General features: G+C 71.4%; 8 protein-coding genes. 3 read left to right on the forward strand and 5 right to left on the reverse strand.

Annotation, left to right across the window (positions count from 1 at the left end; translation table 11 throughout):
- On the reverse strand, nt 1-4,161 hold the full coding sequence (locus AB0H81_RS27425; protein ID WP_358380311.1) for a HAMP domain-containing protein: 4,161 nt from the start codon (nt 4,159-4,161) through the stop codon (nt 1-3).
- Nucleotides 4,162-4,280: 119 nt separating this feature from the next.
- Between AB0H81_RS27425 and AB0H81_RS27430 the strand changes: the two genes are divergently transcribed.
- Entirely contained in the window at nt 4,281-5,825 is a 1,545-nt protein-coding gene (locus tag AB0H81_RS27430) for a GAF domain-containing SpoIIE family protein phosphatase (protein ID WP_358380313.1), read from the forward strand.
- A gap of 50 nt (nt 5,826-5,875) precedes the next feature.
- Here the strand turns inward: AB0H81_RS27430 and AB0H81_RS27435 are convergent, their stop codons facing one another.
- From AB0H81_RS27435 to rho, 3 genes are all read right to left on the reverse strand, one after another.
- Nucleotides 5,876-7,639 (reverse strand): prolyl oligopeptidase family serine peptidase, encoded by a 1,764-nt coding sequence (locus AB0H81_RS27435; RefSeq protein ID WP_358380315.1) that lies wholly within the window; start codon nt 7,637-7,639, stop codon nt 5,876-5,878.
- 141 nt (nt 7,640-7,780) lie between these two features.
- Nucleotides 7,781-8,821, reverse strand: coding sequence for a putative RNA methyltransferase (locus AB0H81_RS27440; protein ID WP_358380317.1), 1,041 nt, complete (start codon nt 8,819-8,821; stop codon nt 7,781-7,783).
- Nucleotides 8,822-8,870: 49 nt separating this feature from the next.
- Nucleotides 8,871-10,004, reverse strand: coding sequence for a transcription termination factor Rho (gene rho, locus AB0H81_RS27445; protein WP_358380319.1), 1,134 nt, complete (start codon nt 10,002-10,004; stop codon nt 8,871-8,873).
- A gap of 490 nt (nt 10,005-10,494) precedes the next feature.
- Between rho and AB0H81_RS27450 the strand changes: the two genes are divergently transcribed.
- Nucleotides 10,495-10,638: a hypothetical protein gene (locus tag AB0H81_RS27450; RefSeq protein WP_358380321.1), complete on the forward strand. Its 144-nt coding sequence runs from the start codon at nt 10,495-10,497 to the stop codon at nt 10,636-10,638.
- Between the two features lie 9 nt (nt 10,639-10,647).
- Nucleotides 10,648-11,391, forward strand: a complete 744-nt coding sequence (locus AB0H81_RS27455) for an MBL fold metallo-hydrolase (protein WP_358380323.1) — start codon at nt 10,648-10,650, stop codon at nt 11,389-11,391.
- A gap of 46 nt (nt 11,392-11,437) precedes the next feature.
- Here AB0H81_RS27455 and AB0H81_RS27460 read toward each other — a convergent pair whose 3' ends face one another.
- Nucleotides 11,438-13,339, reverse strand: coding sequence for a nitrate- and nitrite sensing domain-containing protein (locus AB0H81_RS27460; protein WP_358380324.1), 1,902 nt, complete (start codon nt 13,337-13,339; stop codon nt 11,438-11,440).
- Nucleotides 13,340-13,621: the final 282 nt, after the last annotated feature.

A 13,621-nucleotide genomic window follows, 5' to 3' on the forward strand; every position in this document is an offset into this window, starting at 1 on the left:
TCACGCCCCTTCGGCTGGGTCCGTGGTGGTGGACACCCGCCCACGGCTGAGCCAACCGCGCAGTCGTTCGAGCAGACGGTCCACGTCGACCGGCTTGGGCACGTAGTCGGACGCGCCCGAGGCGATGCTCTTCTCACGATCGCCCCGCATGACCTTAGCGGTCAACGCGATGATCGGCAGGTCGGCGAACTGCGGCATGCGGCGGATGGCCGACGTCGTGGCCCAGCCGTCCATCTCGGGCATCATGATGTCCATCAGCACCAGCGCGACGTCCTCGTTGCGTTCGAGCTGCTCGATGCCCTCCCGCCCGTTCTCGGCGTAGACGACCGTCGAGCCGTGCCGCTCCAGCACGCTGGTGAGCGCGAACACGTTGCGGATGTCGTCGTCCACGATGAGGATCTTGGCGGCGTTGAGCGGGTCGTCGCCCTGCCACTGCGGCGTCTCGGACGGCGTCTCGACCAGCTCCGGCAGGTCCATCGGCATCGGCGGCTCCGGCGCGGCCGGCTCCTCGACCGGGGTGGTCATGAGCTGGCGGCGGGTGGCGTCGCCCTCGGCGGCGGCCAGCGGCCCGCTGTAGGAGGCCGGCAGGTACAGCGTGAACGTGCTGCCCTTGCCCAGCTCGCTGTCCACGTGGATCTCGCCGCCCAGCAGCCGGGCGATGTCACGGCAGATCGCGAGGCCGAGGCCCGTGCCGCCGTACTTGCGGCTGGTCGTGCCGTCGGCCTGCCGGAACGCCTCGAAGATCAGCTCCCGCTTGTCCGGCGCGATGCCGATGCCGGTGTCGATCACCTGGAACGCGAGCAGGTCGGGCGCCTCGTGCAGCGTCTCGTCGTCGAAGGCCACCCCGGGCGGCGCGGTCGCGACCCGCAGCTTGACCTCGCCCCGCGGGGTGAACTTCACCGCGTTGGACAGCAGGTTGCGCAGCACCTGCTGCAGGCGCTGCTCGTCGGCCCGCAGCTCCTTCGGCACGTCGCCCGCCACGTCCACGCTGAACGACAGCCCCTTGTCGGCGGCCAGCGGCGCGAACGCCGCCTCCAGCAGGTCGACCATCTTCGGCAGCGACACCTGGATCGGGTGGATGTCCATGCGGCCCGCCTCGACCTTGGACAGGTCGAGCATGTCGTTGATGAGCTGGAGCAGCGCCGAGCCGGCCCCGTGGATCGTGCGGGCGAACTCGACCTGCTGCGGCGTCAGGTTGCCCTCGGCGTTCTCGGTCAGCAGCTTGGCCAGCACCAGCAGGCTGTTGAGCGGCGTGCGCAGCTCGTGCGACATGTTCGCGAGGAACTCGGACTTGTAGCGCGAGGACACGGCGAGCTGCTCGGCCCGCTCCTCCAGCGTGCGGCGGGCCTGCTCGATCTGGAAGTTCTGGATCTCGATCGCGCGGTTCTGCTTGGCCAGCAGCGCCGCCTTGTCCTCCAGCTCGGCGTTGGAGCGGCGCAGCTCCTCCTGCTGCCGCTGGAGCTCGTCGGAGCGCTCCTGGAGCTCGCGCGTGAGCCGCTGCGACTCGGTCAGCAGGTCCTCGGTGCGGGAGTTGGCGATGATCGTGTTCATCGTGACGCCGATGGTCTCGACGAGCTGCGTCAGGAAGTCGAGGTGGACCTCGCCGAACGGCGTGAACGAGGCCAGCTCCAGCACGCCCAGCACGCGGGTCTCGAACAGGATCGGCAGCACCACGATCTGCGCCGGCGTCGAGGAGCTGAGCCCGCTGTCGATGGTGATGTAGCCGGGCGGCACGTCGTCGAGCACGATGTGCCGGCCCTCGGCGGCGGCCTGGCCGACGATGCCCTCGCCGACCGCGAAGCGCTGGCGCGGGCCGCGGTCGGGACGCACGCCGTAGCCGCCGATCAGCAGCAGCTCGTGGTCGCCCTCGGGATCGACGCTGTAGAAGGCGCCGTAGCGGGCCGAGACGAGCGGCGTCAGCTCGCTCATCGTCAGCTTGGCCACCTCGAACAGGTCGCGGTGACCCTGCATGAGCCGCGAGATGCGGGCCAGGTTGGACTTGAGCCAGTCCTGCTCCTGGTTGGCCTGCGTGGTCTCACGCAGGTTGGCCACCATGGAGTTGATGTTGTCCTTGAGCTCGGCCAGCTCGCCCTGGGCCTCGACGGCGATCGAGCGGGTCAGGTCGCCCCGGGCCACGGCGCTGGTCACGGTCGCGATGGCGCGCACCTGCGTGGTGAGGTTGCCGGCCAGCTCGTTGACGCTCTCGGTCAGGCGCTTCCACGTGCCCTCGACGCCCTCGACCCGGGCCTGGCCGCCGAGCTGGCCCTCCGAGCCCACCTCGCGGGCCACGCGGGTCACCTCGGAGGCGAACGACGAGAGCTGGTCCACCATGCGGTTGATGGTGGTCTTCAGGGCGAGGATCTCGCCCTGCGCGTCCACGTCGATCTTGCGGGTGAGGTCGCCGTTGGCGACCGCCGTGGTGACCTCGGCGATGTTGCGCACCTGGTACGTCAGGTTGTTGGCCATGAAGTTGACGTTGTCGGTGAGGTCCTTCCAGACGCCCGACACGCCCTGCACCCGCGCCTGGCCGCCGAGCTGGCCCTGCGTGCCGACCTCGCGGGCGACTCGGGTCACCTCGTCGGCGAACGACGAGAGCTGGTCGACCATGGTGTTGAGGGTGTCCTTGAGCTGGAGGATCTCGCCCTGCGCGTCAACGGTGATCTTCTTGGACAGGTTGCCCTGGGCCACGGCCGACGACACGGCCGCGATCTGGCGCACCTGCGAGGTCAGGTTGTTGGCCATCGAGTTGACGTTGTCGGTGAGGTCCTTCCAGACGCCCGACACCCCGCGCACCTGGGCCTGGCCGCCGAGCTGGCCCTCGGTGCCCACCTCGCGGGCGACTCGGGTCACCTCGGAGGCGAACGACGAGAGCTGGTCCACCATCGTGTTCATCGTGGACTTGAGCTCCAGGATCTCGCCCTGCGCGTCCACGTCGATCTTGCGGGTCAGGTCGCCGTTGGCGACCGCCGTGGTCACCTGGGCGATGTTGCGCACCTGGTACGTCAGGTTGGCGGCCATCGAGTTGACGTTGTCGGTGAGGTCCTTCCAGACGCCGGAGACGCCCTTGACCTCGGCCCGGCCGCCCAGCTTGCCCTCGGTGCCGACCTCGCGGGCGACTCGGGTCACCTCGTCGGCGAACGACGAGAGCTGGTCGACCATGGTGTTGAGGGTGTCCTTGAGCTGGAGGATCTCGCCCTGCGCGTCAACGGTGATCTTTTTCGACAGGTTGCCCTGGGCCACCGCGGTCGCCACGGTGGCGATGCTGCGCACCTGGCTGGTGAGGTTGTTGGCCATGAAGTTGACGTTGTCGGTGAGGTCCTTCCAGACCCCCGACACACCGGTCACCTGGGCCTGGCCGCCGAGCTGGCCCTCGGTGCCGACCTCGCGGGCCACCCTGGTGACCTCCTCGGCGAACCCGGAGAGCTGGTCGACCATGGTGTTGACGGTGTTCTTCAGCTCGAACATCTCGCCCACGGCGTCGACCGTCACCTTGCGGCTCAGGTCGCCCTTGGCCACGGCGGTGGTCACCACGGCGATGTCGCGCACCTGCGCGGCCACCCGCGACGACATCGTGTTCACGGCCTCGGTCAGGTCGCGCCAGCTTCCGGACATGCCGCGCAGGTTGGCGCTGCCGCCCAGCCGGCCCTCCGTGCCCGCCTCGCGCGCCACCCTGGTCACCTCGGAGTTGAACAGGGCGAGCTGCTCCACCATGCCGTTGATCGCCTTGCCCAGGCGGCGCACCTCGCCGCGGGCCGACCGGTCGAGGTCGATGCGCCGCGACAGGTCGCCCTTGGCCACGGCGTCGATCACGTCGGCCGCGCCGCTGACCGGGCTCACCAGGGCGTCGATCAGCATGTTGACCGACTCCACACCCTCGGCCCACGCGCCGACGCCGGGGCCGGGCGTCAGCCGCTCGCCGAACCGGCCCTCCTTGACGACCTCCTTGCGCACCCGGGTGAGCTCGTTGGCCAGATGCTCACGGCGGTCGGCCACCTCGTTGAGGAGCAGCCGGACCTCGCTCAGGATGCCCGGCTTGGCGTGGGGCACCCGACGCCGGAAGTCGCCGTCGCGCCAGGAGAAGAGCGTCTCCAGGATGGGGACGAGATCGGCCTCGCTGTAGACCTTCTCCTCGGATACGGGTGCGGTCCTGACCGTGGTCATAGGCCCTCCTTGACGCGCGGGGTGCCGCTTGAGTGGTTCAAGTCTGTCACGTTGTGTAGCTCGTAGTCCTGTCCTTGGATTTACCCCAAGTCAGTGGGAAGTGTGGTAGGCACGATGGGATGACTGCTTCTCCTCAGGCGGTGCTCGCCGCCACGTTCGCGCCCGGAGAGACCGCTGTGCCGGCCGCGATGCGGTTCACGCGTGAGGTGATGACCGCGTGGGCCGTCGGCGGGCTGTTGCTGCACACCGCCGAACAGGTCACGGGTGATCTGGCGGAGCAGGTCGTCGACGTGCCGTTCGAGGTGGTGTGGAAGCACCACGGCGACGCCGTCCAGGTGGAGCTGAAGCAGCGCAACGCCCCCCAGGGCGATCCGAAGGCCCCCTCTGTGACGGTGGCGGAATGGGGGATCACCTTCTCTCGCGACGGGCACGTCCACTGGGCACGTCTCACGCTACCCGGCTCCACGGAAACAGTCCTACCCGATAGGCCCGCCGAGACCTCGCGCGGCCCGCACTGGCTGGGGTTCCTGGCCGACGCCAGCGACCTGCTCGCGGGCACGCTCAACCCCGACATGGTGCCCGCCATCATCGCCCAGGTCGTGGTGCCCAGGCTGTCGAGCTGGTGCGCCGTCTACACCTCCGACCACATCGACGGCGCCATGCGCCTGGTCTACGTCTGGCACGCCGACGAGGCCCGCATCGACGGGCTGCGCCAGGACCTGGAGGGCGTCGACGTGGAGGCGGCCGAGGCGCGGCCGTCCATCATGCACCTGGCCGACTCGCAGGTGCTCACGGTCCCGCTGACGGCGCGCGGGCGCGGCCTCGGCGTGATGTTCCTGGGCCGCTCCGACCGGTTCCCCGACGAGGTCATCCAGCTCGCCGAGGACATCGGCAGGCGCGCCGCGCTCGCCATGGACAACGCCCGCCTGTACGCGCAGCAGGCCGCCGCCAACCGGGCGCTCCAGCGCAGCCTGCTGCCGCCCAACGAGCCCGAGGTGCCCGGCCTCGACTACGGCGTCATCTACGAGGCGGCCGGCGAGTTCAACGAGGTCGGCGGCGACTTCTACGACCTGTTCAAGGCCGGCGACGACTCGTGGCGCTTCGCGATCGGCGACGTGTGCGGCACCGGCCCGGAGGCGGCGGCCGTGACCGGCCTGGCCCGCCACACGTTGCGGCTGCTCGCCCGTGAGGGGTACGGCGTGGCCGCGGTGCTGGGCCGGCTCAACCAGGCGATCCTGGAGGAGGGCGAGCGGGCCAGGTTCCTGACCCTGCTCCACGGCGACATCACGCCGGCGCCGACGGGCCTGGAGATCCGGATGGTGTCGGCCGGCCATCCCGAGGCGCTGCGGCTCAAGGCGAGCGGCGAGGTGGAGACGGTGACCACCCCGCAGTCGCTGCTGGGCGTCTTCCCCGAGGTGGTGTTCGAGGCCGACACCGTGCACCTCGACCACGGCGACGTGCTGCTCGCGGTCACCGACGGCGTGACCGAGCGCCGCTCGGGCGGCCGGCTGCTCGACGACGACGGGGGCCTGGCGAAGCTGCTGGCCGAGTGCGCCGGACTGTCGGCGCGAGCCGTGGCGGAGCGCATCCGCCGGGGGGTCGCCGACTTCGCCAGCGAGCCGAGCGCCGACGACCTCGCGATCGTGGTCCTGCGCGCCCGCTGACCGAACGGCCCGGGCCGCGGGCAGGGCGCCGCGCGTCCCGTGGCGCTCGCTCAGTGGCGCAGGTGCTTGCGGGCGAACTCCAGTTGCAGGCTCATCTGCGCGATCCGCTCGGCCACCACCAGCGAGCCGCGGATGGCGTCGTAGGTGTAGATCTCGTACGGGTGCCCGTGCTGGGCCAGCCTGCCCACGTACTTCTCGATCTGGCGCAGCGGGCAGCGGGTGTCGTTCTCGCCGGCCAGGATGAGCACCGGGGCCTCGACCCGGTCCACGTACGTGATGGGGGAGCTGGCGGCGTAGCGCTCGGGCTGCTCGTCGGGTGAGCCGCCGAGCAGCGCCCGGTGGTAGGCGCGCAGGCTCTCGGCCTCGTCCTCGTACGAGGTCTGGTGGCAGGCGATCGGCACGGCCGCGATGCCGGCGGCCCACAGGCCGGGCTGGGTGCCGAGACCGAGCAGGGTGAGGTAGCCGCCCCAGGCGGTGCCGGTCAGCAGGACGCGCTCGGGATCGGCGATGCCGCGCTCCACCACCGTCCGGCGAACGGCCGCCACGTCCTGCAGCTCGATGTGGCCCACGTCGCCGCGCAGGGCGTCGCGCCAGGCGGAGCCGTAGCCGGTGGAGCCGCGGTAGTTGACCCGCACCACGGCGAACCCGGCGTCCACCCAGGCCGCGACCTCGGGGGAGAAGGCGTCGCGGTCGTGCGCCGTGGGGCCGCCGTGCAGCATGAAGACCGTCGGGAACGGCCCGCCGCCGTGCTCGGGCCGCGAGACCAGCGCGTGGATCCGGCCGCCGGGGCCGGGGACGTCGAGGTCCTCCACGGGCACGCTGGGCGGCGCGGGCGGGCCGCCGGCGTTGATCACGACCTGGCCGTTGCTCGACTTGATGACCGGCGGGCGCGAGGCGCTCGACCAGGAGTACTCGACGTGCCCGGCGGGACGCGGCGCGGCCTCCTCGATCACGCCGTGCGGCGTCTCGATCAGCGTGAGCCCACCGCCTCCGAGGTCGTAGCGGTGCAGGTGGGTGCGGGCACGGTTGTCGCGCAGGATCAGCAGGCCGCGGCCGTCGTGGTACCACTCGGCGGCCAGGTCGCCCGAGTCGCGCAGCCAGATCTCGCGCTGCTCGCCGGTGACCGGGTCCCAGACCAGGGGCTCCTGCCGTTCGCGCCGCTCGTGCAGGGCGAGCAGCCGGCGGTCGCCGAGGACGGGGGCGAAGCGGAGGCCGAGGACGCCCTTGCCGGGGCCGTCGTACAGCTCGCGGACGGTTTCGCCGGACTGGCGCACCACGCGGAGCGCCGGGTGCCGGAAGTCGCCGTACTCGCCGTGGTTGATGGCGATGAGCTGGCCGTCGAGGGACATGTCCGCCACCCAGGCGGCGTCGGGGTGCTCGTAGAGCAGGCGGGAGGAGTCGCCGGGCCGTACGAGGTGGATGCGGAAGGAGCCCTCGCTGGCGAGGCTGATCGCGGCCAGGCCGGTGGCGGACAGCGCGATTCCGCCCGGTTGGCCGGGCGGCAGGTCGGGCGCGGCTAATTCGCTGGCGCCGCCACCGAACGGCTGGCGCCACCACACGCCGAACTCGTCGCCCTCGGTGTCGGCGAACCAGTAGATCCACTGGCCGGTGGGGTCGATGGTGGCGTGGGCGGTGCCCTTGGGTCGCTCGGTGACCTGGCGGGTGGCGCCGGTGGCGCGGTCCCAGGCGTAGACCTCCCAGGTGCCGGTGGCGTTGGAGCGGTAGACGGACCTGCTCGGTGCCTGGCGCGCCCAGAACGGAAGCGTCATGCGCGACGCTCGGAACCTGGCCTGCCAGCGTTCCTCGGCCTTCATCCGGCGCGCCCCCTCCCTTTGCCGCCCGCCTCCGGCCACGGGTTGCCGTCCAGTATTGCGCCTGTATCGCGGAAATACTCGCGGAATGTGGGGGAATTTCGGGTTAAATGCCTCATCAGTAACACCAGCCCCACATGTCCGTCAAGGAATGATCCTTGCCTGCGGTACGGTCTCGAAGATAGACAGGTGAAAGGCGGCGCGGGTTATCACTTTTCGCGGCTTTGTCGGGTCTCCTGATGGTGTGCCGGTGTCGCGGGAGATATATGCGGTGATTCGGCCGGCGAGCTCGGCGGGATCGGTGTGCCACGCGCTCGGGCCCATCCGCACGACCTCGGCGACGCCGTCACGGTCCAGCTCCATGTCGAACGCGATGGAGCGCCGCTCCACCTCGGTGAACCCCTCCATGCCGCGGGCCAGCCGCCGCTCCTTGTCCTCGTCCACGGACAGCAGCCCCAGCTCCTCGACGAGGGGGCTGAGATGCGCGGGCGCGGGCGTGACGACGACCACGGCGCCGCCCGGCCGCAGGACGCGCCGGAACTCGGCGGCGTTCCTGGGCGCGAAGACATCCATCACCACGTCGGCCACCCCGCTCCGGATGGGCAGCGGACGCCACACGTCGGCCACGAACGCGCCCAGCCTCGGATGCGCGCGCGCGGCCCGCCGAACGGCGTGCTTGGACACATCGAACGCCACCCCGATGCCTCCGTCCACCGCCTGGAGCACGCCGGCCAGGTAGTGACCGGTGCCTGCTCCGGCGTCCACGATCACCGGTCTCCGCGCGGCGTCCGGCCGGTGTCCGGCCGGCCCCGCCTGGCGGCCGGGATCCACTCCTGGACCACCGTACGCCTTCATGACCGCTCCGTCCTCCGGGACTGCGAAGCTTTTCTCACGAATCGCCGTTCCTGCGCTCTCACGGCCGGACAGAATGCGCGCCGCCACACTTTCGGCGACAGCTTCGACAAGCGGCGCAAAATACCCATTGCTCAAGAAATCCGCACGTGCGGCGACCATCTCGGCGCTGTCCGCCGTCCCGGGCACTCGTGATCCCACGAGCAGGCTCACGTATCCCTGCTTGGCGATGTCGAACGCGTGCCCGTCGCCGCACCGCACGGCGCCCCGGTCAATGGTCACCTTTTCATGGCAAATAGGGCAGACCAGAAATTCGATGATGTCAGCGAGCATGCCCCTATTCTTCCGGGGGCCCGGCCGGGCTCGCCGACCGGTGGCCGGGTCAGGCGGCGGCCGTCCGGAGGAAGTCGGCGTTGGTCGGCGTCTCGCGGAGCCTGCCGAGCAGCAGCTCCAGTCCCTGCTGCCGGTCGAGCGCGGCGAGCATGCGGCGCAGCCGCCACACGATCTCCTGCTCCCCGGCGGGCAGCAGGATCTCCTCACGCCGCGTCCCGGACGCCTCCAGGTCCACCGCCGGGAACAGGCGGCGCTCCGCCAGGTCCCGGCCCAGGTGGAGCTCCATGTTGCCGGTGCCCTTGAACTCCTCGTACAGGCTGTTGTCCATCCGCGAGCCCGTGTCCACGAGCGCGGTGGCGAGGATCGTCAGGGAGCCGCCCTCCCGCACGTTGCGCGCGGCGCCGAAGAAGCGCTTGGGCGGGTAGAGGGCGGAGGCGTCGATGCCGCCCGTGAGCACGCGCCCGCCGCCCGGCGCCAGGTTGTTGTAGGCGCGGCCGAGCCGCGTCAGCGAGTCGAGCAGCAGGACGACGTCCCGGCCCTGCTCGACGAGCCGCTTGGCGCGCTCGACGGCCAGCTCCGCGACGGCGGCGTGGTCGCGGTCGGGGTGGTCGAAGGTGGAGGCGAAGACCTCGCCGCGGACGGAGGCGCGCATCTCGGTGACCTCCTCGGGCCGCTCCCCGACCAGGACCACCATGAGGTGGACCTCCGGGTGGTTGCGGGCGACGGCGGTGGCCAGGGCCTGCAGGACCATGGTCTTGCCGGCCTTCGGCGGGGCCACGACGAGCCCGCGCTGGCCCTTGCCGATCGGCGCGAACAGGTCGACGACCCGGGTGCTGAGCGACTCGGTCTCGATGCGCAGCCGCTCGTCCGGGTACACGGGGGTCAGATCGGCGAAGGCGGGCCGGTCGCGCCACTCGGCGGCGCCGTTGACCGACTCGACGCTCACCAGCTTGCCGCCCGCGACCTCGGCGACGACATGGTCGCCGTGGCGCAGGCCGAGCTGCCTGGCCCGGTCCGGCGGGAAGCGGACGTCGTCCGGGCCGGCCAGGTGCCCGGCGCGGATGAAGGCGCCGCGCTCCCGCAGGTCGAGCAGGCCGGAGACCTGCCGCACGGGCGCGCCGGAACGCTGCCGCGGGACCGCGTGCCGGGTGGTGGTGTGCTGAGGAATGGTGTGGACAGTCATGATGGGGCCCCTTTCAAGGGCAGGCCGAAGCGGGATCCGGCGACAGGCGACCGTCAGGGCTCGCACACGGGACTCGCGTCCGGGTGGAACGCGTATGCCGCGGAACCGGTGCGCCGAGGGCGGAAAGGCCCGGCTGTGATGGAGGCGAACCGACCCGGCGAAAGCGGGCGGATCGCGGGAGAACTCGGCGGAGCGGAAGCTCTACGCCGATCGGAACGTATCACACGTTCTGAGCCATGCAACACCTAGCCCGCATGGGCTATTCCCGGGCTGTTCTCGTGTCGTAGCACGCGGGAGCACCTGCGCGGTCGTAACAATGTTCTTCTCGCGAGGCCGTTCTTCTCGCGAGGCCGTCGAAGGGCACACCGGCGGCGCGCACAACGACATGGAGCGTCCGGCCGTGCCGCGGCATCTTGTCAAGCGTGATGCAGGGCTCCTGCAATCCGGCCAGGCTTTCCTGTAGGCAAGCAGCATTCCATAGGGGGATCCCATGAAGACCAGCACCCGTTGCCCTCGGTGCCACCACGAGCTCGACGAGGGCCCGATCCTGTACCGGTGCGCGCACTGCTGCCGCACGGTCTACGCCGCCGACCTCGACAACGAGTACGTGCCGCGCACCCCCGTCGCCGCCTAGTCTGGGCGCGTGCCACACCAGTCCCTCATCATCTCGGGCGTCGAGGTGACGCCCCTCTGTGACGCGGTAGGTCCCATGGGCGAGGCCATCCTCCGCCCCATGGCCGAGATGTTCCCGGGAGCGGACCTCCCGGAAGAGCCGTGGGTCCTCCACTTCCACTGCTTCCTGATCCGCGACCCGGCCGGCCGGCTCACGCTCGTCGACACCGGCATCGGCGCCGCCGGCTCACCGGCGTCCACCTGGGCGCCGGTGCCCGGGTCGCTGGCCGGCGAGCTCGCCGCGGTGGGCGTCTCGCCCGCCGACATCGCCACCGTGATCCTCACCCACCTGCACAGCGACCACGCCAGCGGCGCGGTCGGCGACGACGGCACGCCCGTGTTCGGCAACGCCCGACACGTTCTCCAGCGCGCCGACCTCGACGTCGTCGGCGGCGAGATGCGGGACCGGGTGGTCACCCCGCTCAAGGACCTGCTCCACGTCGTGGAGGGGGACGCGGAGGTCGCGCCGGGCGTGCGGGTCCACCTGACCGCCGGCCACACGCCGGGCCACCAGATCGCCCGCGTCGGCGACGTCGCCATCACCGGTGACCTGCTGCTCCACCCGGCGCAGCTCGCCGACCCGGCCGTGCGCTACGTCTACGACGACGACCAGGAACTGGCGGCGGACACGCGCGCCAGGGTCCTCGACGAGCTGCGCGCCGACCGCGCCGTGCTGGCCACGGCCCACTTCCCCGACCCGTTCGTCCAGCTCTGAGGTCCGCGCCTCCCGGCCGTACGGCTGTGAACCGTACGGCGCCGCGCTACTGCCCGGCCAGGACCGGCTGGCCGGACAGCAGCGACGCGGGCAGCGCGACCATCGCGGTCAGCCCGCCGTACGGCGACGGCCCGAGCCTGACCCGGATGCCGTGCCGGGCCGCGAGCCGGCTCACCACGAACAGCCCGAGCCGGTCGCTCTGCGCCAGGTCGAACTCCGGCACCTCCTCCAGCCGGACGTTCAGCTCGTCCAGCTCGGTGCGCACGAGCCCGAGCCCGCGGTCCTCGATCTCGACCGTGACGCCGTGGGGCGTGAGGGTGGAGCGGACGTCCACGCGCGTCTGCGGCGGCGAGAACAGCGTGGCGTTCTCGACCAGTTCGGCCACGAGGTGCGCGACGTCGGTGACCGCCCCGCCCACCACCGACACCTGCGGCGGCTGCAGCACCTCCACCCGCGGGTACTCCTCCACCTCGGCCACGGCGGCGCGCAGCACGTCCACGAGCGGCACCGGGTTGCGCCAGCCGCGCCCCGGCGCCTGGTCCGACAGGATGATCAGGCTCTCGGCGTGCCGGCGCATGCGGGTCGTGAGGTGGTCGAGCTTGAACAGGTCGGCAAGTATCTCGGGCTGCTCGGTGTGGCGTTCCATGCTGTCCAGCTGCATGAGCTGGCGGTGCAGCAGCGTCTGGTTGCGCCGGGCCAGGTTGACGAAGACCTGGCTGACCCCGTGCCGCAGCCGCGCCTGGTCCACGGCCGCCTCGACGGCGGTGCGCTGCACGCTGTTGAACGCCGTGACGATGTCGCGCACCTCGGCCGTGTCGGCCTTGACCTCCAGAGGCGCGAGCTCCTCCTGCGTGGGCCCGTCGCCCCCGGCGCGCAGCCGCTTGACCAGCCCGGTCAGCCGGACCTCGGCCAGCTCCGTGGCCGCGTCGCGCAGGCCGGCCAGCTCCTCGCCGAGGCGGCGGCGGAAGCGCAGCGACAGCAGGATCGAGGCGAGCACCGCGAGCAGCCCAGCGCCGCCCGCCACGCCGATCTTGGTGAGAATGCCGTCGGCGGCGGGCGTGACCCGGCGGACGACGCCCTGCACCGCCTGGAACTGGTTGCGCTCGGTCGCCGCCCACAGGTTGTCGCCGTCCACGGGCCAGGTGGCCGCCGCCGCAGGCAGCCCGTTCATCGCCGCCTGCCCCCGGACGGCGTCCTCCGTCTTCAGGAACTCCTGGTACGCCGCGGAGGCCACCAGCTCCTCGTACGGGCCGCGCAGCCGGCCGTCGAGCTGGGAGAGCGCCTGCGTGTAGAGCAGCCGCCGGGTGCCCACCATGCCGATGAACGCCTCGCGCTCCGCCTTGGTGATCCGGCCCCGGGCCAGCACCACCGCGATCACCGCGCGCTCGCGGGACAGGATGTCCTTGGCCTCGCCGAGCATGGTCACGGCCCTGGCCTGCCGGTAGAGCGACTGCTCGGGCACCAGCACCATGGCGTCGAACATGCGGAACGTGGCGTCCGCGATCCGGCTGTAGCCGTCGATCACCTGGAGCGGCGCCGGGTCGGCCCCGTCCACCTTGCGGCGGAGCCGGCCGAGCTCGTCGAGCTCGCGGTATAGGGCGCCGAGCTGGGTGGTCATCTGCGGTGTGAGGTCCCGCTCGCGGGCGGCGAGCTTCCGGAAGGCGGCCACGGTCCGGTCGGTGAGCGCTCGCTGCGTCGTCAGGCGCTGGCGGCCCTGCCTGCTCGTCAGGTACTCCACCGAGGTCAGGCGCTCGTTCTGGAGCTGCACGTTGATCTGCTCGGCGGGGTTGGCCAGGTTGGTGACCAGCTCGTTCACCTGGAGGAGGCGCAGCCCGTCGCCGCCGGTCAGCGCCGCGGCGAACGCCCACAGACCCACGAGCGAGGTGAGGGGGACGAGCAGCAGCACCAGCAGCTTGAGCGCGATGGGACGGCCACGTGTGGGGGGCATGCGACCTCCGGAGGCATGGTGAGATCGCCTCGCAGAGTACACCTCTTTGGGGGGATTTCTCTGGAAGGTCGCGCGGCCCGGTCAGGGGCCCCATCGGTGGACCTCAGGTGGCGCGCGACAGGTGCCCGCATCAGCGGCCCTCAGGTGGCGCGCGACGGGTGCCCGCATCAGCGTCCCTCAGGTGGCGCGCTGCCGGTGATGAGCACGGTGGCGCCGTCGAGGTCGTTGCCCCAGGTCCGCACGCCCAGCTCCATCGACTGGTAGATCGCCTCGCCGTCCAGC

This window comes from Nonomuraea sp. NPDC050691, assembly GCF_040654455.1.
Classification (GTDB): Bacteria; Actinomycetota; Actinomycetes; order Streptosporangiales; family Streptosporangiaceae; genus Nonomuraea.

Bases quoted from the DNA above. Each gene is read 5' to 3' on its own strand.
- AB0H81_RS27430 (WP_358380313.1), top strand. From the start codon at position 4,281: ATGACTGCTTCTCCTCAGGCGGTGCTCGCCGCCACGTTCGCGCCCGGA.
- AB0H81_RS27425 (WP_358380311.1), bottom strand. From the start codon at position 4,161: ATGACCACGGTCAGGACCGCACCCGTATCCGAGGAGAAGGTCTACAGC.
- AB0H81_RS27460 (WP_358380324.1), bottom strand. From the start codon at position 13,339: ATGCCCCCCACACGTGGCCGTCCCATCGCGCTCAAGCTGCTGGTGCTG.
- AB0H81_RS27450 (WP_358380321.1), top strand. From the start codon at position 10,495: ATGAAGACCAGCACCCGTTGCCCTCGGTGCCACCACGAGCTCGACGAG.
- AB0H81_RS27435 (WP_358380315.1), bottom strand. From the start codon at position 7,639: ATGAAGGCCGAGGAACGCTGGCAGGCCAGGTTCCGAGCGTCGCGCATG.
- AB0H81_RS27440 (WP_358380317.1), bottom strand. From the start codon at position 8,821: ATGCTCGCTGACATCATCGAATTTCTGGTCTGCCCTATTTGCCATGAA.
- rho (WP_358380319.1), bottom strand. From the start codon at position 10,004: ATGACTGTCCACACCATTCCTCAGCACACCACCACCCGGCACGCGGTC.